Source organism: Zhouia spongiae (assembly GCF_022760175.1).
GTDB classification, from domain to species: domain Bacteria; phylum Bacteroidota; class Bacteroidia; order Flavobacteriales; family Flavobacteriaceae; genus Zhouia; species Zhouia spongiae.
Genome location: NZ_CP094326.1, coordinates 2,274,395 through 2,297,352 on the forward strand (window position 1 = coordinate 2,274,395; position 22,958 = coordinate 2,297,352).

At 39.3% G+C, this 22,958-nt stretch carries 20 protein-coding genes; 13 read left to right on the forward strand and 7 right to left on the reverse strand.

Going from position 1 to position 22,958, the window contains the following annotated elements; genetic code table 11:
• Window positions 1–12: 12 nt before the first annotated feature.
• Window positions 13–1,236, reverse strand: a complete 1,224-nt coding sequence (locus MQE36_RS09935) for a TlpA disulfide reductase family protein (protein WP_242935827.1) — start codon at window positions 1,234–1,236, stop codon at window positions 13–15.
• A 199-nt stretch (window positions 1,237–1,435) separates the two neighbouring features.
• On the opposite strand from MQE36_RS09935, the gene MQE36_RS17075 reads away from it, so the two are divergent.
• From MQE36_RS17075 to rimO, 4 genes are all read left to right on the forward strand, one after another.
• Window positions 1,436–1,708 (forward strand): zinc-binding dehydrogenase, encoded by a 273-nt coding sequence (locus MQE36_RS17075; protein ID WP_423242459.1) that lies wholly within the window; start codon window positions 1,436–1,438, stop codon window positions 1,706–1,708.
• Between the two features lie 2 nt (window positions 1,709–1,710).
• Window positions 1,711–1,905 carry a zinc-binding dehydrogenase gene (locus tag MQE36_RS16990; RefSeq protein ID WP_278286559.1) on the forward strand — a complete coding sequence of 65 codons (195 nt, stop codon included), beginning with the start codon at window positions 1,711–1,713 and terminating at the stop codon, window positions 1,903–1,905.
• Window positions 1,906–2,036: 131 nt separating this feature from the next.
• Entirely contained in the window at window positions 2,037–2,369 is a 333-nt protein-coding gene (locus tag MQE36_RS09945) for a tRNA-binding protein (protein ID WP_242935828.1), read from the forward strand.
• 88 nt (window positions 2,370–2,457) lie between these two features.
• Window positions 2,458–3,762, forward strand: a complete 1,305-nt coding sequence (gene rimO / locus MQE36_RS09950; protein ID WP_242935829.1) for a 30S ribosomal protein S12 methylthiotransferase RimO — start codon at window positions 2,458–2,460, stop codon at window positions 3,760–3,762.
• A gap of 12 nt (window positions 3,763–3,774) precedes the next feature.
• Here rimO and MQE36_RS09955 read toward each other — a convergent pair whose 3' ends face one another.
• Window positions 3,775–4,011 carry a hypothetical protein gene (locus MQE36_RS09955; RefSeq protein WP_242935830.1) on the reverse strand — a complete coding sequence of 79 codons (237 nt, stop codon included), beginning with the start codon at window positions 4,009–4,011 and terminating at the stop codon, window positions 3,775–3,777.
• A 201-nt stretch (window positions 4,012–4,212) separates the two neighbouring features.
• Here MQE36_RS09955 and MQE36_RS09960 point away from each other — a divergent pair, with 201 nt between their 5' ends.
• The 5 genes from MQE36_RS09960 to MQE36_RS09980 all read left to right on the forward strand — a co-directional run bounded on the left by MQE36_RS09960 (window position 4,213) and on the right by MQE36_RS09980 (window position 10,786).
• The gene (locus MQE36_RS09960) at window positions 4,213–5,073 is read left to right on the forward strand and encodes a peptidyl-prolyl cis-trans isomerase (RefSeq protein WP_242935831.1); all 861 of its coding nucleotides are present in this window, start codon (window positions 4,213–4,215) and stop codon (window positions 5,071–5,073) included.
• A complete protein-coding gene (locus tag MQE36_RS09965) occupies window positions 5,066–6,493 on the forward strand; it encodes a peptidylprolyl isomerase (protein ID WP_242935832.1) in 1,428 nt (475 codons plus the stop codon). The genes MQE36_RS09960 and MQE36_RS09965 overlap by 8 nt, the downstream gene beginning before the upstream one ends.
• An 8-nt stretch (window positions 6,494–6,501) precedes the next feature.
• On the forward strand, window positions 6,502–7,455 hold the full coding sequence (locus MQE36_RS09970; RefSeq protein ID WP_242935833.1) for an AAA family ATPase: 954 nt from the start codon (window positions 6,502–6,504) through the stop codon (window positions 7,453–7,455).
• A gap of 264 nt (window positions 7,456–7,719) precedes the next feature.
• The gene (locus tag MQE36_RS09975; protein ID WP_242935834.1) at window positions 7,720–9,990 is read left to right on the forward strand and encodes an aconitate hydratase; all 2,271 of its coding nucleotides are present in this window, start codon (window positions 7,720–7,722) and stop codon (window positions 9,988–9,990) included.
• Between the two features lie 232 nt (window positions 9,991–10,222).
• A complete protein-coding gene (locus MQE36_RS09980; RefSeq protein ID WP_242935835.1) occupies window positions 10,223–10,786 on the forward strand; it encodes a TlpA family protein disulfide reductase in 564 nt (187 codons plus the stop codon).
• Here the strand turns inward: MQE36_RS09980 and MQE36_RS09985 are convergent.
• From MQE36_RS09985 to MQE36_RS10005, 5 genes are read right to left on the reverse strand one after another with little or no spacing between them, the layout of a single operon-like run.
• Window positions 10,759–11,445, reverse strand: coding sequence for a lycopene cyclase domain-containing protein (locus MQE36_RS09985; protein WP_242935836.1), 687 nt, complete (start codon window positions 11,443–11,445; stop codon window positions 10,759–10,761). The genes MQE36_RS09980 and MQE36_RS09985 overlap by 28 nt on opposite strands.
• Window positions 11,446–11,448: 3 nt before the next feature.
• Window positions 11,449–11,904: a sterol desaturase family protein gene (locus MQE36_RS09990; RefSeq protein WP_242935837.1), complete on the reverse strand. Its 456-nt coding sequence runs from the start codon at window positions 11,902–11,904 to the stop codon at window positions 11,449–11,451.
• 11 nt (window positions 11,905–11,915) lie between these two features.
• On the reverse strand, window positions 11,916–12,752 hold the full coding sequence (locus tag MQE36_RS09995; protein ID WP_242935838.1) for a phytoene/squalene synthase family protein: 837 nt from the start codon (window positions 12,750–12,752) through the stop codon (window positions 11,916–11,918).
• Between the two features lie 6 nt (window positions 12,753–12,758).
• Entirely contained in the window at window positions 12,759–14,222 is a 1,464-nt protein-coding gene (locus tag MQE36_RS10000) for a phytoene desaturase family protein (RefSeq protein ID WP_242935839.1), read from the reverse strand.
• Between the two features lie 50 nt (window positions 14,223–14,272).
• The gene (locus MQE36_RS10005) at window positions 14,273–15,163 is read right to left on the reverse strand and encodes a MerR family transcriptional regulator (RefSeq protein ID WP_242935840.1); all 891 of its coding nucleotides are present in this window, start codon (window positions 15,161–15,163) and stop codon (window positions 14,273–14,275) included.
• A 351-nt stretch (window positions 15,164–15,514) separates the two neighbouring features.
• On the opposite strand from MQE36_RS10005, the gene MQE36_RS10010 reads away from it, so the two are divergent.
• The 4 genes from MQE36_RS10010 to MQE36_RS10025 all read left to right on the forward strand — a co-directional run bounded on the left by MQE36_RS10010 (window position 15,515) and on the right by MQE36_RS10025 (window position 22,955).
• Window positions 15,515–16,927, forward strand: a complete 1,413-nt coding sequence (locus tag MQE36_RS10010; protein ID WP_242935841.1) for a glycogen synthase — start codon at window positions 15,515–15,517, stop codon at window positions 16,925–16,927.
• Between the two features lie 2 nt (window positions 16,928–16,929).
• Window positions 16,930–18,198, forward strand: a complete 1,269-nt coding sequence (locus tag MQE36_RS10015) for a glucose-1-phosphate adenylyltransferase (protein ID WP_242935842.1) — start codon at window positions 16,930–16,932, stop codon at window positions 18,196–18,198.
• Window position 18,199: 1 nt separating this feature from the next.
• The gene (gene glgB, locus MQE36_RS10020; RefSeq protein ID WP_242935843.1) at window positions 18,200–20,110 is read left to right on the forward strand and encodes a 1,4-alpha-glucan branching protein GlgB; all 1,911 of its coding nucleotides are present in this window, start codon (window positions 18,200–18,202) and stop codon (window positions 20,108–20,110) included.
• A gap of 436 nt (window positions 20,111–20,546) precedes the next feature.
• Entirely contained in the window at window positions 20,547–22,955 is a 2,409-nt protein-coding gene (locus MQE36_RS10025) for a glycoside hydrolase family 31 protein (protein WP_242935844.1), read from the forward strand.
• The last annotated feature ends 3 nt before the right edge of the window (window positions 22,956–22,958 follow it).

Below are 22,958 nucleotides of genomic sequence, written 5' to 3' on the forward strand. Positions count from 1 at the left end.
ATTTCAGAAAGTTTATTTCTCAGCAATCAGTTTATCCATAAAATTGTTGAACTCCTTTTTAAACGTTTCGTATTTCTCAGCTGTGGCAGGACCGTTAAACCCGGTATGGATTTTACGGACTTTTCCTTTTTTGTCGATAAAAATACTTGTTGGGTACGATATAATATGATTGAGCATGGGGAGTTTTTCCTGTGCTTTTTTCTTGCTTGTCGTTCCGTATTGGGCCAATAAAACGGGATATTCAATTCCTGTACGCTCTTTTAACCTGTTAATAGCTTTAAATGCTAAAGTATCTGATTTCACATACTCAAATGCTAATGCCACAAATTCGACGGGTTTGTTTTTGTTGGCTTTGTAATAGTTACTGAAATAACGGGTTTCATCAAGGCAGTTAGGGCACCAGGTTCCCATAATTTGTACCACCACTACTTTATTTTTAAAGCGGTCATCATCTAAAGAAACCATATTGCCGTTCTCGTCAGGAAAAGAAAAAGTCAGTTTGTCATAACCTTTTTTTAAGGATGTAAGTGTATCGGGGTCAGCTAATTCAAATGTTTCATCTCTTTGTGCTGCAAAAGGTTCTTTATAATGATTTCCGGAATAAAAGTTTCCGGTCATGCTACTGTCAGTAACGGAAGCCGTAAATAAATAGGCGTGGGCTCCATCGAATGTAGATAGTTTAAGCAGATCGCCTTCTACAACACCTTCAAGATACCGGTAGTCGCCGGTAGTTGTCCTGAAAGTTCCTGTCAGCTTGTTTCCATGCTGCTTAAAAATGCCTTTTGCCACAGTAGGATTATCGCTGTCGGGGCTAAATTCAACTTTCCAATTCCCGGTAACATTAAAGTCCGCATCAGCTGTAATATCAAACCTTTCAGTACCCGGTTTGGCATAAAAAGGCACCGTCCTGTTTAAATTGGGTTTAATATAATAACCTGAAAGGCTGCTGTCCGTTGCTATTTGTGCTTTTATGATACTCTCGAATACAGGCAATTTTATAACGATGGAATCATTTATATAGCTGATTTCATCAACTTCTATAATCTCATCGGCATTATAAATTTCAAGAGAAGTACCGGTTTTTGCTTTAAAGGTAAATGCAATTTCTTTATCGTCCTGAGCTTCAATAGTTCCTGTGTATGTGGTTAGTGGAAGTCTGGTTGTATGTTTTTTTTCTTTTACACAAGAAGATGTTATAAGTATCATAGAAAACATCACTAAGCTTAGGAATCTCATGTTTTTACTTTTAATTCAGAGATAAATATAAAAAGAATACTTTTGATGGGTAAAGTTGAATATGAATGAATGCTTTAAGAATTGCAATTGAGAAGAAATTTGGAGTTTCCCAACCTGTTATGGATGAATTTTTAAAATGTTGGGAACCGGTTGGTTATGCGAAGAACGATCTGATATCAAAGCAGGGTGAAATAACGTATTGATCAATGGCAGCAGCAGTGGTGGTGGGCATCTTGCGATTCAGATAGCCGAAGCCTGTGGGGCGGAAGTTACAAGTGTTTCAAGTACAAACAACTTGTCTCTGTGCAAAAAGCTGGTGGCTGATCATACTATTGATTATAGAAATGAAGATTTTACAAAATCAGATAAGAAGTTTGATGTAATCTTTGATGTTGTTTTGACAAAGTCTTATAAAGAAACAAGACGCCTCCTTAATCCGAAAGGGATTTACATCGGAAGACCCCCGCATTGAATATGATCAAAGAATTGTTATTGTACAGGCGGGCGAAATTTGTAGCCGTAAAACCTGAGAAGGAAGTGCTGTTGAATCTGGTGACACTGATGAGACAAGGAAAACTGCCTGTTTATATAGATAAAGTTTTTTCATTAAGTTTAATTACAGAAGCTCATGCCTATATGGAAAAGGGCAGGACCAGGGGAAAGTTTTAATTGGGATAGCGAAGGAAGAAGGATGTACCGAAGCGCTATAAGATGATCTTCTGCGTGAATAATCATATCCAAATTAATTGAATCGATTTTTTAAATAATCTAAAGAAGGCTATTTTTACAAAAAAAAGAGTATGGAAATAACCTGGAGTGATTTTGAAAAGGTAGAGATGCGTGTCGGAACCATATTGGAAATAAAAGACTTCCCCGAAGCGCGTAACCCGGCTTATCAGTTGTTTATAGATTTCGGTCCCGAAATAGGCCGGCGTAAAACGTCAGCACAAATAACCAGATTGTACGATAAGGAAAGCTTGTTGGGTAAACAGGTGGTTGCCGTTGTTAATTTTCCTAAAAAGCAGATTGCTAATTTTATGAGCGAATGCCTGGTGATAGGTGCTGTTCATGGAAAAGAGGTAACCTTGTTAAGTACGGATATGAAAGTAGAAAACGGTTTACGGGTGTTATAGAGGAGCTGACGGCCGGAAGAATACTAATATTCATAAATAGATATTGTTTCAGTTTTCTTCCTTACTTTTGCACTCCAAATAAAAAGCGATGAGAACCAAGTCTTTAAAAAAGAACAAGATAAATGTAGTTACCCTGGGTTGCTCCAAAAATGTGTACGACAGTGAAGTGCTTATGGGGCAATTGAAAGCCAATGGTAAAGAGGTGGTGCATGAAGAGGAAGGGAACATTGTTGTTATAAACACTTGTGGTTTTATAAACAATGCTAAGGAGGAAAGTGTTAACACGATACTCGAATATGTTCAGAAAAAAGAAGAGGGGATTGTAGATAAGGTATTTGTATCCGGGTGTTTAAGTGAACGTTACAAGCCTGATTTGGAAAAGGAAATTCCCGATGTAGATCAGTATTTCGGCACTTCAGACCTGCCTGTACTTTTAAAAGCACTCGGCGCTGATTACAAGCACGAATTGGTAGGGGAGCGTTTAACGACTACCCCTAAGAATTATGCATATCTTAAAATAGCTGAAGGATGTGACCGGCCGTGTAGTTTCTGTGCCATTCCTTTAATGCGGGGTGCACATAAAAGTACACCTGTTGAGGACCTGGTAAAGGAAGCGGAGAAATTGGCCCAAAAAGGAGTAAAAGAACTTATTCTTATAGCCCAGGATCTTACTTATTACGGATTAGATCTTTATAAAAAAAGATGTCTGGCCGATTTACTGAAAGCCTTGGTGAAGGTAGATGGTATCGAATGGATCCGTTTGCATTATGCATTCCCGACAGGATTCCCGATGGATGTATTGGAGGTGATGAAGGAAGAACCGAAAGTGTGTAACTATATCGATATACCCCTACAGCATATAGCAGACCCTATGTTAAAATCGATGCGCAGGGGGACTACGCAGGCCAAAACGACCAGGTTATTACAGGATTTTAGAGTTGCTGTACCGGAAATGGCAATTAGGACCACCTTGATTGTGGGATATCCCGGAGAGACAGAAGAAGATTTTCAGACGCTTAAGGACTGGGTGAAGGAAATGAGGTTTGAACGTTTGGGATGTTTTACTTACAGCCACGAAGAGAATACACATGCCTATAAGCTGACAGATGATGTTCCCGAGGAGGTTAAGCAGCAGCGGGCAGCAGAGATCATGGACATCCAATCGCAGATTTCCTGGGAACTGAACCAGGAGAAGATCGGAAAAACGTTCAGGTGTATTATCGATAGAAAAGAAGGAACCCATTTTGTCGGAAGAACAGCATTTGATTCACCTGATGTAGATAATGAGGTGCTTATTGATGCAACCAAACATTATGTTAGGGTGGGCGAGTTTATCGATGTGAAAATTGAGGAAGCTTCCGATTTCGACCTTTACGGAGCTCCCTTGAGTTAGCAATAAAAAATGTTATTCAGTATATAATTGTCCGCGATGAGGTTTTAAATCATCGCGGATTTTTTTCATATATGCTTCATCGACGGCAACATAAGCTGTTGAATGCATTTCAGAAAGCAACTCGGTAGCAGCTTTCAGAAAGGGGATGCTTTCGATGGCCAGGTATTCCTTTAGGTGAATAACATGGTGCTCGGCTGTTTTTTGTGCGGCCGGACCTTTAAAATCCCATATTAACTTTAGTGTTCGCATGTGTTTTATATCAGGGTTGCTTACAAATATCTAAAATCTTCAGAAGACTTGTGCGGAAGGTTTTAATTTTTAAATTTGTGAGCCCCCGGCCTGCTTAACTTTATCTTGTGTGATAGCGGCTTCGTTATTTAAGACAAATTTAAGTGTGTTAAATAGCATAAAGGGCTTAAAGTTACGATATTAGAGATAAAATTTTTGATGATGATGAACAGGTTAAAAGCCATAACGCTCTTTACAATTCTTTTGCTTACAGCCTCCTGTCAATTTTTACGGAAAGAAGAAGAAGGGACTATCATAGCCAAAGTAAATGATGATTATTTGCTGGAGAAGGATATCAGAGGTCTTGTAGGAGAGAACCTTTCCGCTGAGGATAGTATAAACATAGTAACGAATTATATTAATAACTGGGCAACGACAAAGCTGTTGTTACAGAAGGCCCGGATAAACCTCCCTGAAGATAAAACCCTAGCATTTGAAGAACTTGTTAACCAGTATCGGGCAGACCTGTATATAAACGCTTATAAGGAAGCTTTGGTGACCAAATCGATGGATACGGCAATAACCAAAGGAGAATTAGAGCAATATTATCAGCAGAACAAAGACAATTTTAAACTGAATGAAGAGCTGATACAACTACGTTATGTGAGCGTGCCAAATGATTATAACCAGATCGATGAACTAAAAGAGCGGTTTAACAGGTTTGATGCCGAAGACCGAAAACTTTTACACGGGCAGTCGCTCCAGTTCAAGTCATTTTCGTTAAATGACTCCGCATGGGTTAAGGTTTCGGATGTTATACAAAAAATTCCGGTGATAACTTCAGAAAACAAAAACGAATATTTAAAAAAATCACAAAAAATTCAGTTAACTGATTCTTTAGGGGTATATTTGGTGGCTGTGAACGATGTTCTTGAGCGTAACGATATGTCGCCGTTGAGTTATATAGAACCTACGTTAAGACAGATCCTTCTGAACAAAAGGAAACTGGAATTTATAAGAAGATTAGAAAAAGACCTTATCGATGAGGCCTATAAAAAGAAACAATATAAGATTTATGAGTAAGATACGTATTGCGCTTTTGGGAGTAATGATGATAGTGAGCCAGGGGTTATTGGCACAAGAAGACAGTTTACAAACCGAAAATAATGCTGGAACAAAAATATCAAGCGACAGTGTTAGCGTTCCTACGGTAAAAAACAAAAGGATCAAAATAGACGGTGTAGCTTCGGTGGTAGGAGATTTCGTTATTCTGGAATCTGATATTGATAAGAGTTTTATCGATATGGAAACACAGGGGATTCCTACGGATGGAATTACGAAGTGCCAGGTTTTAGGAAAACTGATGGAAGATAAGCTATATGCGCACCAGGCCATTCAGGATAGTATAGTTGTTTCTGATGCTGAAATAAGCCAGGAAGTGCAGGGTAAAATTGATTATCTGGTAAATGCCATCGGTTCGATGGATAAGTTGCTCAATTATTACAATATGGAAGATGAGCAGACTTTCCGTGATGAGCTGACTGAGATTACCAAAATGGGAATGCTTTCGCAAAGAATGCGTGCCAAGATTCTGGAGGAGATGGAAATTACCCCGGAAGAGGTTAGAATATGGTTTAACAGTATACCGGAAGATGAACGACCGGTTTTTGGAGATGAGGTAGAAGTAGCCCAGATAGTCAAGAAACCGAAACCAACCAGGGAATCGGTTCAAAAGGCTGTTAATCGCCTGAAAGAAATCAAAAGGGATATTGAAGAAAACGGGGCGAGTATGGCTATCAAGGCTACCTTGTATTCAGACGATCCTGGTAAGACCGAAAATCAGGGGTTTTATTCATTCTCTAAAAAAGATTCGTTTGTAAAGGAGTTTAAGGATGTAGCGTTCAGCACCCCCGAAGGAGAAATCTCAGAACCTTTTGAGTCGGAATTCGGATGGCATATTTTAAAGGTAGAAAAAATAAGGGGGCAGGTAGTAGATGCGCGTCATATTTTAATACGACCGGAAATATCGGACGATGCCAGAGAGGAGGCAAAAGCAGAATTAGACAGTATTCGCTCTAAGATATTAGACGGTGAATTTACTTTCCAGGATGCAGCAAGGAATTTTTCGGATGAGAAAGAAACCAGGTTTGATGGCGGGGTACTTAGAAACCCGGTTGATTTCAGTACGCGTTTTGAACTGACCAAGATGGATTCCAGGATATACAGCCAGATCGTTAATTTGCAAGGAGAAGAAATTTCACAGCCATTGATGGAAGACACCCGTTCGGGAATCGTATACAAACTGGTAAAAGTAATTAACCGCTATCCATCGCATACGGCTGATTTTTCACAAGACTATCTGAAGATACAGGATCTGGCCCTTAAAGATAAACAGCTGGAGACGATTAAGAAGTGGATGGATGAAAAGATAAAGGATACATATATAAGCGTAGGATCGGATTTTAAAGGCTGTGATTTTACAAACAATTGGCTTAAAAAATAAGGTTCTCTATGTCTGATACCATAGCAGTAAATAACTTAGTTGAGCGTCATCAGGTTCTGAAGGACGAGATTTCGAAGGTTATCGTCGGACAACGGCATGTAATAGATGAGATTTTACTGGCTATTTATTCAGGCGGGCATGTATTGCTTATAGGAGTTCCCGGTCTGGCGAAGACCCTGATGGTGAATACCATCGCTAAAACACTAGGATTAGATTTTAAACGTATTCAGTTCACTCCCGATTTAATGCCCAGCGATATTATCGGAAGTGAGATTCTTGACCATAACAGGACGTTTAAATTTATAAAGGGACCTGTCTTTGCCAATATTATTCTGGCAGACGAGATTAACAGGACTCCACCCAAAACACAATCGGCATTACTCGAGGCGATGCAGGAAAAAGCAGTGACGGTAGCAGGACAGCATTACGATCTTAAATTGCCATATTTTGTTTTAGCGACTCAGAACCCGATAGAACAGGAAGGTACTTATCCGCTGCCTGAAGCTCAGCTTGATCGTTTTATGTTTGCCATAGAGCTGAAGTATCCTTCTTATGAGGAAGAAGTAGCTGTTGTGAAATCTACTACGATAGATCAGAATGTTCATGTGAATACACTTTTTAATGCCGATGAAATTGTCGAAATACAACACCTGATCAGAAGGGTGCCGGTAGCCGATAATGTAATTGAATACGCCGTGAAACTGGTAGGGAAAACGCGTCCTGATTCTGAACTGGCTCCGGAGATAGTGAAAAATTATGTCGATTGGGGAGCAGGACCCAGGGCTTCTCAGAATTTAATTTTAGCGGCTAAGTCACATGCAGTGATCAATGGAAAGTACTCTCCCGATATTGAAAATGTTCAGGCGGTGGCTTTACCGATCTTAAGACACAGGGTGATTAAAAATTATAAAGCGGAGGCAGAAGGTTTGTCTGTAGATGAAATCGTAAGGTCGATTTTTTAATGGCTATAACGTTTTCGTTGCTCTTTTTTTACCATATTTTCCGTTAAATAGAATCCTTAAAAATTACACATTAACATTTGAAAGTGCTTATTTTATGTTTACCATAAAATAGCTGTATTGATTTTATTAAATTGATAAAAAAAAGCCTTAAAAATCACTTTTTATTGCATAAAAAATCATTTATTGAATGTTTTGTTTTAAACTTTAAAAACTCTGCTGTTTTTCGTATTTTTGCTACACTTTCAAACTAAAATTCAAGTATATATGGCTTTTGATATTGAAATGATTAAGAGCGTTTACGAGAACATGGCCGAGCGAGTTGATAAAGCTCGTGAGATAACAGGCAAGCCGTTAACGCTATCAGAAAAAATATTGTATTCACATTTGTGGGACGGGAAGCCGAACAAGGCTTTTGTTCGTGGTAAGGATTATGTTGATTTTGCACCTGATAGAATTGCATGTCAGGATGCTACAGCACAGATGGCGTTGTTGCAGTTTATGCATGCCGGAAAACCAAAGGTTGCTGTGCCGACAACAGTTCACTGTGATCACTTGATTCAGGCCAAAGTAGGGGCAGAAGCAGATTTAAAAAGAGCAAACGAGACCAGTAACGAGGTTTTTGACTTTCTGGAGTCAGTTTCAAATAAATATGGAATCGGTTTCTGGAAACCGGGAGCGGGGATCATTCACCAGGTCGTACTGGAAAACTACGCGTTCCCCGGAGGGATGATGATCGGTACCGATTCACATACGGTTAATGCAGGTGGATTAGGTATGGTAGCCATCGGTGTTGGTGGAGCAGATGCTGTAGATGTTATGGCCGGTATGCCGTGGGAATTAAAGTTTCCAAAATTAATAGGTGTTAAACTAACCGGTAAGTTGTCGGGATGGACCGCACCAAAAGACGTGATTCTTAAAGTTGCCGGGATATTAACTGTAAAAGGTGGTACCGGGGCAATTGTAGAATACTTTGGAGAAGGAGCTGAGTCTATGTCATGTACAGGTAAAGGTACTATCTGTAATATGGGGGCTGAAGTAGGAGCTACAACTTCAACTTTCGGGTACGACGATTCAATGGATCGTTACCTGCGTTCTACAGGCAGATCAGATGTTGCCGATGCAGCAAATGCGGTTAAAGATTATCTAACAGCAGACCCTGAAGTGCATGCGAACCCCGAACAATATTTCGATCAGGTGATCGAAATTAACCTTTCTGAGTTAGAGCCGCATTTAAACGGACCGTTTACTCCGGATTTGGCGACTCCTATATCGGAGATGAAAAATGCTGCTAAAGCGAATGACTGGCCTTTAAGGGTTGAATACGGTCTTATAGGGTCTTGTACAAACTCTTCGTATGAAGATATATCAAGAGCAGCGTCTTTGGCGAAACAGGTTGCAGATAAAAAGTTGAAAACAAAATCAAACTTTACTATTACTCCGGGTTCTGAGCAGGTTCGCTATACTATAGAACGCGATGGTTTTATTGATACTTTCGACAAGATCGGAGCTACTGTATTTGCTAATGCATGCGGGCCATGTATAGGTATGTGGGACCGTTATGGCGGTAGCAGTGAAGATAAGGACAGAAACACCATCGTTCACTCTTTTAACAGAAACTTTGCCAAGAGAGCAGACGGTAATCCAAATACATTGGCTTTTGTCGGTTCCCCTGAACTGGTAACGGCAATAGCGATTTCCGGAAGACTGGACTTTAATCCGCTTACAGATAAGCTTATTAATGAAGATGGAGAAGAGGTAATGCTTGATGAGCCAAGAGGGTATGAACTGCCTCCTGAAGGTTTTGCGGTGGAAGATGCCGGATATATCCAGCCCGCCGAAGATGGAAGCGGAGTTCAGGTAGCTGTAAGCCCGTCATCTGAGCGTTTACAGTTATTGTCTCCTTTCAAGCCGTGGGATGGTAAAAATATCACAGGAGCGAAGCTGTTGATCAAAGCATTCGGGAAGTGTACTACAGATCATATTTCTATGGCCGGACCTTGGTTGCGTTTCCGTGGTCACCTGGATAATATTGCCAATAACACCTTGATAGGGGCCGTGAATGCTTTTAACCAGAAGACTAATTTTGTAAAGAATCAGTTAACTGGTGAGTATGGCGGAGTTCCGGACGTACAACGTGAATACAAGGCTGCCGGAGTGCCGACTTTGGTTGTGGGAGATCATAACTACGGAGAAGGTTCATCGAGAGAGCATGCCGCAATGCAGCCGCGTCATTTAGGGGTTCGTGCAGTATTAGTAAAGTCTTTTGCACGTATTCACGAAACAAACCTTAAGAAACAAGGGATGTTGGCTCTGACATTTGCTAATGAAGCAGATTACGATAAGATCCAGGAAGATGATACGTTCAACTTTGTAGATCTTGAAAGTTTTGCTCCTGAAACACCACTTACTCTTGAAGTGGTTCACGCAGACGGAACAAAAGATACGATTATTGCTAATCATACTTATAACGATAGTCAGATTGAATGGTTTAAAGCCGGTTCTGCGCTTAACTTAATTGCTGCAGGCGAAGCTTAATAAATATATTTTTAAATACAAGACTCCTTGTTATGTAATGTAGCAAGGAGTTTTTTTATTCATACTGATACAAATTGGTTTGTCTTTAAGTTTTCGGTTATAATTTTTCATCTTTTCCGGGCCTTCTTAATACGTGATATGCAGGGAAAGTTTTAAGATAAATTTTAATATGACTGTAAGCTTAAAAGTGTACTTTCGAACAATTAGAATATATGTTTTTAATGGTAAAGTAATGAAGTTAAAGAAGGGACAGGTTTCGAACCTGGTATTTTTGGTTGTTATAGTTGTAATATTGTTTACACCTGTGGGTACTGCTGTTAAAGTGTGGGTGAATCGTTTCATAGCATTTAGTCCGGGTATTATAGATGCAGATGACAGAAAATTACTTACCGATTACAACTGGAGGCTGGAGGATGCGGTGACCGGCGATATTGAAAATCTCGAACAAATGAAAGGAGAAGTTGTTTTGGTGAATCTCTGGGCAACCTGGTGTCCGCCCTGTATAGCCGAAATGCCCAGCATGCAGGCTCTCTATGATTCGTATGGCGATAAGGTGAACTTTTTGTTTGTTACCAGTGATAAGAAAGCATCCGTAGAAAATTTTATGTCAGAGCATAAATATACGTTTCCCGTATATTATGAACGTTCTTCGATACCGGCCGAATTATTTTCGAGATCAATACCTGCAACCTATTTGATCGATAAGGAAGGCAGGATCGTGATCGATAAAACCGGTGCTGCTGATTGGAATAGTCAGCAGGTCAGAGATCAATTAGATTTTTTACTGAAGCAGTGAACAGGGAGATAGCAGGTGAGTAGCATGGTAAATGCATACATACTGTCTTCTACCGGGATGGTAAACATCCTGATTCCCATATTCTCAGCATTGTCATACCAGACTATAGGCGTTTCAATCATACTTCCGGTTAACAATCCGTTTACAATAAAAAACGGGATCAGGATCACTAAAAAGGTAAGATAGAATTGTTGGAGTATTTCAGGATATTTTATAAGCGTAAAGCCAATAAGTAGAACGGCATAACTGTAGTTTACTATTGTGTATGAGCGGTTAAAATAGATAAGGCATAAGATCATGGATATTAATATGATCAGGAAAGAGATGTATCTGGTTGTTTTTATACCCAGTTTAACTGATGGGTAGAATTTAGTCAGGCAAAAATGTGTGAAGATACAGGCAAATGGTATACAGATAAAAAACAGCCATTCTTCTATAGGAAGCCCTATTAATTCAGGACCGGTTAAATAATCCGGATTAAAGCCCCAGTACCCTGATTTTGTGAAATAAACATCCCACGGAATAAAGACTAATAAGGTTAGCAGGATTCCGGTTAGAAGCGGCTTGAATTTTTTAAAGAATTTGATTTTCGGATGGAAGCTAAAAATAAACGGCACGGAAACCGATGCCAGATCGACAATCAGATATAAACTTTTCATAATCTATTTCGCTTCTTTATAGTATTTAAAAGGAACCCATAGCATTCCGAAACATTCACCGTCTTCTTTATTAATGTGTTTATGGTGTGTTTTATGAGCTCTCCGAATAGCTTTAGTGTATCTGTTGCTGGCTTTTTTGAAAATTTTAAATCGTTGATGTATGAATATATCGTGTACCAGAAAGTAGGCTAATCCGTAGCAGAAAATACCCAGTCCGATGGGGAGTCCTATCCATAACCCTTTGTAGCTCCATAAGTAAAATAAAATGATACTGATGGCTGCATAAAAAAGAAAAAAAGAGTCGTTGCGTTCAAACCATGAATCGTGGTCTTTTTTATGATGATCCTTATGCAGCGACCATAGGAAACCATGCATGATATATTTGTGTGTAAACCAGGCCATGAATTCCATGATACAAAAAGTGGCTAAAAACACTCCGATCCAAATAAGTGTATGCATGATGTATTTTTTTAGAAAAGGTTCAGTTTATAATTTACATAAGATTTGGCTAATAAGCCAAATTTTTGATAGTTAGGAACCCGGATCCTTCCGGATTGAATTTGAGTAACCGGAGCTTTTTTTAATTTGTCGAGTAGCTTTTTATAATATCGATAAGCGGTGTATACCCCAAACTTAGCTTCTTTTGGAAGCAGTAATATCCCTTTGTAGGCTTTTAAAAAATCGACTTCGATCTCTTCTATGATCCCGTTTTTTACAATATTGTTAAAAGAGTTATTGGCTTCTGGAAAGTATGAGCGGTTTAGTATTTCAGTGTCTTCCTTTAAGTCTCTCAGGAAGTTTACTTTTTGAAAAGCGGAACCCAGGGATTGAGCTGCATCTTTAAGTCGGTTGTATTTATCTTCATTCCCTTTTACAAATACTTTTAAGCACATCAGTCCGACTACATCTGCCGATCCGTATATGTAGGCGTTGTATTCTTGTCGATGATTATATGTCTGCTTTGTCAGGTCTAAGCGCATACTGTTCATAAATGCATCGATGAGTTTATAACCGATATTGTATTTATGTACGGTATGCTGAAAAGCATTCAGGATGGGATTTAGGCTTATTCTGTTTTCGAGGGCTTTGTTTAAATCGGTTTCAAATCTATTGAATAGAGATTCTTTATCGTAACTATGGAAAGAATCTACAATTTCATCGGCAAACCTGACAAACCCATAAATATTGTATATATCCTGTCGGATAGAAGGGGCCAACATTTTTACGGCTAATGAGAAAGAGGTGCTGTATGTTTGCGTAACCTGTTTACTACATGCATATGAAACGGTATCAAAAAGGGCTTTCATTGTAAATTATTTATGATGTTTGTTTATGAGATCTGCCGCCAGTTTCCCTGAAATGAGCGAAGGAGGTACTCCCGGCCCGGGAACTGTTAATTGTCCTGTAAAATATAAGTTCTTTATTTTTTTGCTTTTTAGTTTAGGTCTGAGAAAAGCGGTTTGTGTCAGCGTATTTGCCAGTCCATAGGCATTGCCCTTGTATGAATTGTAATCTTTAATAAAATCATTAACACAGAATGATTCTTTGAACAGGATGTCGTTTTTTACATTTTGCCCGGTTACACTTTCAAAACGGGACATTATAATTTCAAAATAATATGCTCTTAATTCGTCGGTATCGTTTAAACCCGGGGCAAGGGGAACCAGAAAAGTACCCGATTCTTTGCCTTCGGGGGCAAAGCTATTGTCTGTCACCGAAGGGAAGCTGGCATAGAACAATGGATTTTCGGGCCATTTGGGATCATCGTATATAGCTTTGGCATGCAGATCGAAGTCTACATCAAAAAAGAGTGTGTGATGGGCAATGTTTTTCAGCTTTTTGTTAAATCCTACATAGAATAACAAAGATGAAGGAGCAAAGGTCTTTTTTTGCCAAAAACCTTCTGAGTACCCTCTGTGTTCTTTTCGGAGGAGTGTTTCTGTATGATGGTAATCTGCTCCGCTTAAGATGATATCGGCTGCTGTAAAATCTTTATCAAAGAAAAGTCCCCCGGCTACCTGATCCTTTACATGGATTGAAGTTACTTTTTTATTCAGATGTATTTCGACACCCAATGATACGGCCAAATTTACCATGGCTTCAATGACACTGTACATGCCTTTTTCCGGATGCCAGGTGCCAAGTCCGAAATCAGCGTAATTCATAAAATTATAGAAACCGGGTGTGGCCGATGGTTTGGCGCCCAGAAATAATACAGGGAATTCCAGAATCTGTATTAGCTGTTTGTTTTTAAATTCTTTCCTTACCATTGATTTAATGGTATTGAAAAACTGGCCGATATTTTTTATTGTTTCAGGAGTTATGAGTTCGAGTGGAGATACTCCGGGGTTGTAGACAAGGTCTGTGATGGCCACTTTGTAGTTTTCTTCAGCCCGTTTGATGAACTTTTTTAATTTCCCGGCACTTCCTTTTTCTTGTCGCTCAAAAGCTTCACATATTTTCTCCAGCGTATTTCCGATGCTGATGGATTCATACTTGTTAAAATAAACCTGGTATGCAGGGTCAAGTTTATCGAGTGAATAATAATCGGAAGGTTTTTTACCAAAATCACCAAAAAAACGTTCGAATACATCAGGCATCCAATACCATGTAGGTCCCATATCGAAGGTGAATCCTTCTTTTTTTAATTGTCTTGCTCTTCCCCCTAAATGAGCATTCTTCTCAAAAACAGAAACATTATACCCTGCTTTGGCTAGATAACAGGATGCAGCCAAAGAGGAAAATCCAGAGCCTATAATTGCAATTTTTTTATTCATGTCTAACAAATATAGTAAAAAGTTAAACAAAAATAAACACGATAAAAAAATTATAGTATGGACAACAGGTCTTTGATAGTTTTATAGGTTTTGATGTTAACTGGCAATTTACTTTGATTGATGTTCAGGATTTGCTTTCCCAGCAACCATAGTTCCGGTTTGTTTTCGAGTATTTTATTAAACCTTTTGAGGTATTCATTTAGCTTTTCGGCTTTGGGTTCAACGGTAAAATAAGATATAAAAGTAACTTCGCTATAGCTGTCGGTAATGTCTTTCAGGCTTTCAAGAGGTACCGTTTGCCCGAGATAGATAGATTTATACCCGTGTAAATTCAGTTCGTAATTAAGATATAACAACCCGATTTCGTGGATCTCATTCTCAGGCAGATAAAGGACAAAGATTTGATCGTTCGCCGGTTGCTCCTGATAAAGCTTTTCAGTATTGACCAGGATTTTATGTTTAATAAGGTTCGATATAAAATGCTCCTGAGCAGGTGTTATTGTATTGGTTTGCCATAACAGGCCGATTTCATTCAGAAGAGGGATGAAAATGTCGTTAAAGATCTCTCTAAAGCTTTTTTGGTTGAGTAGACTGTTATAGGCATGATAAAAAAGAGACTGGTCGAAATTGATCATGGCCAGTTTAAATTTATTCATATAGTCATTTGCCGATCTGTCATTGTTGAGGATCTCCTTAACCAGGACAGGTATTTTTTCTTCATTGATATCGGCAATTTTGGAGATTTTATACCCGTTGTTATATAAAAAAGATACGTTAAGTAGTTTTTGCAGGCTTTCCAAAGTGTAGTACCTGATATTGGTTCCGGTGCGTTTAGGAGATAATAGCTTATATCTTTTTTCCCAAATACGAATGGTATGAGCCTTAATACCGGAAAGGTTTTCAAGGTCTTTGATGCTGAAAGTTTGTTTAGTACCGTTCATTATTTTTATACAAAAGTCAAACAAAATTAATAAATTACAATGTTTTGATAAAATGTTATGTTGGTATACAGGTTAGTCCGGTTTGCGGGCTACAGATGATGTATGTCGTATGTTGATATAACTTTATATTATAAAAATGTTATCTGATTGTTTTTTTAGTCGATTGTTTTTTGTGTTAAACGCTGTTTTATAGATGTTTATGACCTGTGGTGATTGCTGTGGGTACTAAAAAGATCAATGTTAACACTTTTATTTTATTACATTTATAAGGAACAAATATGATCTGTAAAGGTTCGTAGGTGTTTCGGATTCATCTAATCGGAATCTTTTAACTTAAACGATGATCTTTTTATGAATGTTATACATGTAAGTGCAGAATGCTATCCTGTAGCTAAAGTTGGTGGTCTTGCAGATGTGGTAGGAGCCTTGCCAAAATATCAGAAAGAGCTTGGGGTCGATGCTAAAGTGGTGATGCCGTTTTATAGCAATAAATTTACCTCTGAGCACAAATTCGAATCTGTTTACAAGGATGTATTATCGATGGGAGGTCAGGTGTATGATTATGAGATATTCAAATTAAAAAGAAACTTCCTGGGCTTTGAAGTCCTTTTCATAGATATCCCGGTATTGTTGTATAGAGACTATGTGTATTCTTATGATGATACAGACCGCTTTTTGGCTTTTCAAATAGCATTTATGGACTGGATGCTAACATTCAGTGAAAGGCCGTCAGTTATTCATTGCCATGATCATCACACAGGATTGATCCCTTTTATGGCACAGGAAAGTTATAAGTACAAGAAACTGAATAAGATTCCCATAGTGTTAACGATCCATAATGCCCAGTACCAGGGTTGGTTCTCTCATGATAAAGTAGGTCATATTCCTTCTTTTGATTTTTCAAAAGTTGGGTTATTGGATTGGAATGGACAAATAAATCCTTTGGCGGCCGGTATTAAGTGTGCATGGAAGGTAACAACGGTATCGCCGAGCTATATGGAAGAATTGCAGCGTTCGGCCAATGGCCTGGAAAGCCTCCTCAGCCATGAACATCAAAAATGTATGGGAATATTAAACGGGATCGATACGGAGGTATGGAACCCTGAAACAGATGAATTCATCGTTAAGAATTATGTGTCGAGAATAGTACAATCAGGAAAAAAGGATAATAAAAGATGGCTTTGCAGGGAATTCGGGCTGAATATTTCAAAGCCGTTATTTGCTTTTATAGGAAGACTGGTAGGTGAAAAGGGAGCTGATCTCTTGCCTGAGGTTATTGATGCTGTATTGCCTGAAAATAATTGTAATTTTCTTATTTTAGGATCCGGGCATCAGGAAACAGAAGACAGGTTGAATGCTCTGAAGGAAAAGTATGATGGAAGTTACAATGCTTTTATTGGTTACGATGAAAAGTTGTCTCATATCATTTATGCAGGTGCAGATTTCCTTTTGATGCCGTCGCGGGTAGAGCCCTGTGGCCTGAACCAGATGTATTCACTCCGGTATGGTACTATTCCGATAGTAAGAAGCATAGGAGGGTTAAAGGATACGGTAATCGATATAGATGATGGAGGTTTTGGTTTTTGTCACGATCGGGTGTCCTTGCCTGAAATCACTGATGTTATTGCACGTGCTGTGAGATTTTATAATGAGCAGCCGATGGTATATAAAAAGAACAGGAAGCAGCTTATGCGGATTGACCATTCGTGGGATATGTCTGCCAGGCAATACCTCGATTTGTATAATTCACTAAATCCAGAATAATTATGTTCAACGAAAAAGTATTATCCGTTATTTTAGGAGGTGGTCAGGGAACCAGGCTTTATCCGCTAACTGGGAGTAGATCTAAACCGGCTGTGCCAATAGCAGGTAAATACCGTTTGGTGGATATCCCTATTTCAAACTGTATTAATTCAAACATCAAAAGGATGTATGTGTTAACTCAGTTTAATTCAGCATCGTTGAACAGGCACATAAAAAACACATATCATTTTAGTTTTTTCAGCTCTGCGTTTGTAGATATTTTAGCTGCTGAGCAGACCCCGGATAATAAAACCTGGTATCAGGGTACTGCTGATGCGGTAAGACAGGGAATGCATCATTTTCTTAAAAATGAGTTTGATTATTTTTTGATATTATCAGGCGATCAGTTGTATCATATGGACTATAATTTAATGGTGAAGCAGCATATAGATACAGGAGCGGATATTACTATCGGGACAGTTCCGGTTAATGCTAAAGAAGCTCCGGGCTTTGGAATAATGAAGACGGATGCCACTAATAATATCACTTCCTTTATTGAAAAACCCAATTCCGGATTATTGCCTGAATGGACATCCCCTACGGGAGCCGAAATGGAAGCGGAAGGGAGGCATTATCTGGGATCGATGGGGATCTATGTTTTCAACAGGCAATTGCTGGTCGATTTGATGGCGGATAAGTCTACAGTTGATTTCGGTAAAGAAATAATTCCTCAGGCAATCGGAAAGCGCAAGGTATGTAGTTACCAGTTTGAAGGGTATTGGACCGATATAGGGAACATTGAATCTTTTTTTGAAGCCAATATAGGACTGACCGACGACCTTCCAAAATTTAATTTGTATGATGTAGCACAAAGGGTTTATACCAGGGCCAGAATTCTTCCGACCTCAAAGATTTCAGGAACGAGTCTTGTTAAATCGGTAGTCGCCGAAGGATGCATTATCAAAGCGGACAAAATTGAATCGTCGGTAATAGGAATAAGGTCGAGGATCGGGAAAGGATCTGTAATTACAAAGACCTATATGATGGGAACCGATTTTTATGAGTCTTTAGAAGAAATAGAAAAGAGGAACATCTCCATTTTAGCAGGGATAGGCGAAAATTGTAAAATAACGAACACGATCATTGAAAAGAACTGTAGGATCGGAGATAATGTTACTATCAACGGGGGGGAACATTTGGAAGACCAGGAGACAGAATCATATGTAGTAAAAGAGGGGATCGTAGTTCTTAAAAAAGAAGCTGTCATTCCTCATGGCACAGTAATAGGATAATATGGCAAGAGTTACACCCTATAGTTTATTTACAGAATTCGATATAAATTTATTCAAGGCCGGGAAACATTATCGGTTGTATGAGAAATTCGGATCTCATAGCATAACCGTTGATGGTATAACGGGTACATATTTTTCGGTTTGGGCACCGGGAGCACTGAAAGTTTCTGTTATTGGAGATTTCAATTTCTGGCAAGACACAGCGCATCAGCTTCACGTTCGCTGGGATGGTAGTGGTATTTGGGAAGGTTTTGTGCCTGGTGTCGGGAAAGGAAATCTATACAAGTACAAGATATATGGTCCTAATAATGGTACAGTTACTGAAAAGGCAGACCCTTATGCCAGAAGGTGTGAGCATCCGCCGAAAACAGCATCGGTAGTTTGGGATGATGATTACAAATGGAATGATGCTGCCTGGTTGACAAAACGAAAAGATCATAATGCGTTACAGGCACCGTTTTCGGTTTATGAGGTGCATTTGGGATCGTGGAAGAAAAAGGTATCCGAGAACAGGGCGCTTTCTTATTTTGAATTGGCTGAAGAGTTGGTTGCCTATGTAAAGGAAATGGGCTTTACCCATGTAGAAATGATGCCTGTTATGGAGTATCCGTTTGACCCGAGTTGGGGATATCAGGTAACAGGGTATTTTGCACCCACATCGCGGTTTGGCTATCCGGAAGAATTTAAATATTTGGTTGATGAGCTTCATAAGAACGATATAGGGGTTATCCTGGATTGGGTACCTTCTCATTTTCCTGAAGATGACCATGGTCTGGGGCTTTTTGACGGGACTCATGTTTATGAACATCCCGATAAGCGTAAAGGATATCATCCGGACTGGAAAAGCCTGATCTTTAATTACGGTAGAAATGAAGTGAGGTCGTTTCTTATCAGCAACGCTATCTTTTGGTTGGACCATTATCATGTAGACGGTTTGCGGGTCGATGCCGTGGCTTCAATGCTCTATCTTGATTACTCGCGTAACGAGGGTGAATGGGAACCCAATATTTATGGGGAAAATAAAAATCTGGAAGCTATTTCATTTCTGGAAGAATTAAACAAAGAGGTTTATGCTTCTTTTCCGGATGTACAGACCATAGCAGAAGAATCAACAGCTTATCAGGGTGTTTCCAAACCTGTATTTTTAGGAGGACTGGGTTTTGGAATGAAGTGGATGATGGGGTGGATGCACGATACATTGCAATATTTTGCCAAAGATCCGATCCACAGGAGTTATCATCAAAATAATATAACATTTTCGATGACCTATGCATTTACAGAGAACTTTATGCTTCCCTTGTCGCATGATGAGGTGGTGCATGGAAAACGTTCTATTCTGGGGAGGATGCCGGGTGATGAATGGCAGCGGTTCGCGAACCTCAGGCTTTTATATAGTTATATGTTTATGCATCCGGGTACCAAGCTTATGTTTCAGGGAGACGAGTTCGGTCAGAATGATGAATGGGACTTTCAGAAAAGTATTGACTGGCATTTGTTGCAGTACGATGTGCATAAAGGTATTCAGAAATTGGTAAAAGGATTGAACCGGTTATACACAAGTGAACCGGCCTTATATCAGAAACAATTTTCGAATGAAGGCTTTGAATGGATAGATTACGGAGATGCTGAAAATTCAGTGATTTCTTTTATAAGAAAAGGAGACTGTCAGGAAGAAAATGTGATCGTTGTTTGCAATTTTACGCCTACTCCCCATGAGCACTACCGTATAGGATTGCCGGTAATGGGAAGGATTTCGGAAATTTTTAATTCTGATTCTGAAGTTTATTCGGGAACAGGAGCGTATAAGAATGGATTATTAGTGGCTGAAAAGGTTGCCTGGCATCATAGGGAATGTTCTGTAAAAATAAAATTGCCGCCATTGGCAATGGTAGCTTTTAAATATTCGGATTAACTAAAACGTTTTAGCTGTACAATAGAGGAATATATTCATTTATAATGTTTTAAATGTCATTGCTATTGTGTTCCTTTACTCGGTCATTGAGATTTATCCCGTATTGCTACCGGGAGCTCCGGGACTTGCTTTAGTGAAATACTCCTGACGGAATTTCACAGAGCTTGCATCGAAATGTTTTGCCAAGCGCGGGCCGGCTCCATCGCTAAAAAGGTCTACCAGACCTTTTCTTTACGCTTGACCCTCTCGCGGGCTTTCCCCGAGGTGATTGGTTTTGTAATAGAGGTTTAAATGATAAGTCCGGATAATTATCTGGTTGTGTCGAAATGTTTTTAGTTTTTCAGGTACTTTGTGAACTCGTCCTTATGAAATATTTTCAAAAGAAATTTCACCGGGCAGGTTCAGGGATGGTTTATCTGGAGTAATATGATTTTATATGATAACAAATACTGAATTAGAATATAAAGGGAATGTCTTCCCTTCAAAAATAGTATCTCTGGACAAGGATGTTGATACACTTCTTTTTACTACAGAGAATGATGTAGCGCTTCAGATTAAAGTTATAAGAGATAGTGTTTTGCGATTTAGATATTCCACTACCGGAATTTTTGCCAACGATTTTTCGTATGCTATTACCAAATATGCAAATAGGGGGTACAACAAGCTGGAAATAGATGAAAAGGAAGGGGTTTTTGTGATTTCTACTGCAAAGTTAATTTGTGAAGTATCTAAGGTGGACCTGAAGATCCGGTTGTTTGATGCCGCTACACAAGAGTTGATAAATGAAGATGAATTGGGTTTTCACTGGGAGGAGAGTTACGAACATGGCGGCGATATAGTGAAAATGAGCAAGGTTTCTCAGGATGGTGAGAGTTATTATGGATTGGGAGATAAACCGAATCATTTAAACCTTAAAGGGAAAAGGTATGAGAACTGGGTAACCGATTCCTATGCATATGGAAAGAATACAGATCCAATTTATAAGGCTATTCCTTTTTATACCGGTTTGATAAATAAGAAGGCTTATGGTGTTTTTTTCGATAATACGTTCAGGTCCTTTTTCGATTTCGCTCAGGAGCGAAGAAATGTAACCAGTTTTTGGGCACAGGGAGGAGAAATGAACTATTACTTCATTTACGGACCTAAAATGACTGATGTGGTTGAGTATTATACGGATCTGACCGGAAAACCCCATCAGTTACCGCCGCTATGGGCATTAGGATTTCATCAGTGTAAATGGAGTTATTATCCAGAAAGTAAAGTAAAGGAGATTACAGGCACATTCCGGAAGCTACAGATTCCTTGTGATGCTATTTACCTGGATATAGATTATATGGATGGATTTCGGTGTTTTACATGGAATAAAGAGTATTTTCCCGATCCGAAGCGGATGGTTAGGGAACTGGAGGAGGAAGGCTTTAAAACCGTTGCTATTATAGACCCGGGAATTAAGATAGATAAAGATTACTGGGTATTTAAGGAAGGTCTGGAAAATGATTATTTCTGTAAAAGGGCAGACGGGCCTTATATGAAGGGTAAGGTTTGGCCGGGTGAATGTTATTTTCCGGATTTTACAAATCCAAAAGTCAGGGAGTGGTGGTCTGATCTGTTTAAGGGACTTATTGAAGATATAGGGATCAAGGGGGTTTGGAATGACATGAACGAGCCTGCAGTTATGGAGGTTCCGAATAAGACCTTTCCGAATGATGTAAGGCATAATTATGATGGTAACTATTGCAGTCACCGCAAAGCTCATAATGTTTATGGGATGCAGATGGCCAGGGCTACCTATCAGGGATTAAAAAAGTTCTCGTACCCTAAACGGCCTTTTGTGATTACCAGGGCAGCTTATTCGGGTACTCAAAGATATACTTCAACGTGGACAGGCGATAATATAGCTAACTGGGAGCATCTGTGGATTGCCAATATCCAGGTGCAGCGAATGGCTATGTCCGGGTTTTCGTTTGCCGGAAGTGATATTGGAGGATTTGCAGAACAACCGCATGGGGAGTTGTTTACAAGATGGATACAGCTGGGAATCTTTCATCCGTTTTTCAGGGTGCATTCTTCAGGAGATCACGGGCATCAGGAGCCTTGGGCTTTTGATGAGGATGTTACGGTAATCGTGAAGAAATTTATCGAACTCCGTTATCAGTTGTTGCCATATCTCTATACAGCATTCTGGAACTATGTTGAAAAAGGAACGCCATTGGTTAAGTCGTTGGTGATGTTTGACCAGGAAGATATGCATACTCATTATCGTACGGATGAATTTATATTCGGGGAGCATATTCTGGCTTGTCCGGTTTTGGAACCTAATGCAAAGGGAAGGCGGATGTACGTACCCCGGGGTAAATGGTATGATTTCTGGACAGATGAGATTGTTAAAGGAGGGAAAGAGATGTGGGTAGATGCAGACATAGACAGCATGCCGATTTTTGTTAAGGAAGGGGCTGTTATCCCGAAATATCCGGTTCAGCAATATGTGGGAGAAAAAGACATCGAGGAGGTTACCTTGGATATTTATTATAAGAAAGGAAAAGAGAATTCACAGTTTTTTGATGATGCTCACGACGGATATGATTATACGAAAGGACGATTCAGTTTAAGAACCTTTAAGCTGACGGGCCGAAAAGACCAGCTGATCATTCAGCAGCATAAGGAAGGAACTTTTAAGGCAGCTTATAAGCGCTTTAAGATTCAGATTCATGGATTGCCGTTTGAGATCAGGAATATCCAGTTGGACAATCAGACCATACAGCTCGACCATTTAAAAATTAACGGGTGGCAAACAATGGTTATTGACGAGAATTTTACCGAATTGGATTTAAGCGGAAGTTTATAAACA

What these genes read in the sequence shown, in the direction of transcription:
- MQE36_RS09935 (WP_242935827.1), bottom strand. Translation starts at nt 1,236, where the DNA reads ATGAGATTCCTAAGCTTAGTGATGTTTTCTATGATACTTATAACATCT.
- MQE36_RS16990 (WP_278286559.1), top strand. Translation starts at nt 1,711, where the DNA reads ATGATCAAAGAATTGTTATTGTACAGGCGGGCGAAATTTGTAGCCGTA.
- MQE36_RS09945 (WP_242935828.1), top strand. Translation starts at nt 2,037, where the DNA reads ATGGAAATAACCTGGAGTGATTTTGAAAAGGTAGAGATGCGTGTCGGA.
- rimO (WP_242935829.1), top strand. Translation starts at nt 2,458, where the DNA reads ATGAGAACCAAGTCTTTAAAAAAGAACAAGATAAATGTAGTTACCCTG.
- MQE36_RS09955 (WP_242935830.1), bottom strand. Translation starts at nt 4,011, where the DNA reads ATGCGAACACTAAAGTTAATATGGGATTTTAAAGGTCCGGCCGCACAA.
- MQE36_RS09960 (WP_242935831.1), top strand. Translation starts at nt 4,213, where the DNA reads ATGATGAACAGGTTAAAAGCCATAACGCTCTTTACAATTCTTTTGCTT.
- MQE36_RS09965 (WP_242935832.1), top strand. Translation starts at nt 5,066, where the DNA reads ATGAGTAAGATACGTATTGCGCTTTTGGGAGTAATGATGATAGTGAGC.
- MQE36_RS09970 (WP_242935833.1), top strand. Translation starts at nt 6,502, where the DNA reads ATGTCTGATACCATAGCAGTAAATAACTTAGTTGAGCGTCATCAGGTT.
- MQE36_RS09975 (WP_242935834.1), top strand. Translation starts at nt 7,720, where the DNA reads ATGGCTTTTGATATTGAAATGATTAAGAGCGTTTACGAGAACATGGCC.
- MQE36_RS09980 (WP_242935835.1), top strand. Translation starts at nt 10,223, where the DNA reads ATGAAGTTAAAGAAGGGACAGGTTTCGAACCTGGTATTTTTGGTTGTT.
- MQE36_RS09985 (WP_242935836.1), bottom strand. Translation starts at nt 11,445, where the DNA reads ATGAAAAGTTTATATCTGATTGTCGATCTGGCATCGGTTTCCGTGCCG.
- MQE36_RS09990 (WP_242935837.1), bottom strand. Translation starts at nt 11,904, where the DNA reads ATGCATACACTTATTTGGATCGGAGTGTTTTTAGCCACTTTTTGTATC.
- MQE36_RS09995 (WP_242935838.1), bottom strand. Translation starts at nt 12,752, where the DNA reads ATGAAAGCCCTTTTTGATACCGTTTCATATGCATGTAGTAAACAGGTT.
- MQE36_RS10000 (WP_242935839.1), bottom strand. Translation starts at nt 14,222, where the DNA reads ATGAATAAAAAAATTGCAATTATAGGCTCTGGATTTTCCTCTTTGGCT.
- MQE36_RS10005 (WP_242935840.1), bottom strand. Translation starts at nt 15,163, where the DNA reads ATGAACGGTACTAAACAAACTTTCAGCATCAAAGACCTTGAAAACCTT.
- MQE36_RS10010 (WP_242935841.1), top strand. Translation starts at nt 15,515, where the DNA reads ATGAATGTTATACATGTAAGTGCAGAATGCTATCCTGTAGCTAAAGTT.
- MQE36_RS10015 (WP_242935842.1), top strand. Translation starts at nt 16,930, where the DNA reads ATGTTCAACGAAAAAGTATTATCCGTTATTTTAGGAGGTGGTCAGGGA.
- glgB (WP_242935843.1), top strand. Translation starts at nt 18,200, where the DNA reads ATGGCAAGAGTTACACCCTATAGTTTATTTACAGAATTCGATATAAAT.
- MQE36_RS10025 (WP_242935844.1), top strand. Translation starts at nt 20,547, where the DNA reads ATGATAACAAATACTGAATTAGAATATAAAGGGAATGTCTTCCCTTCA.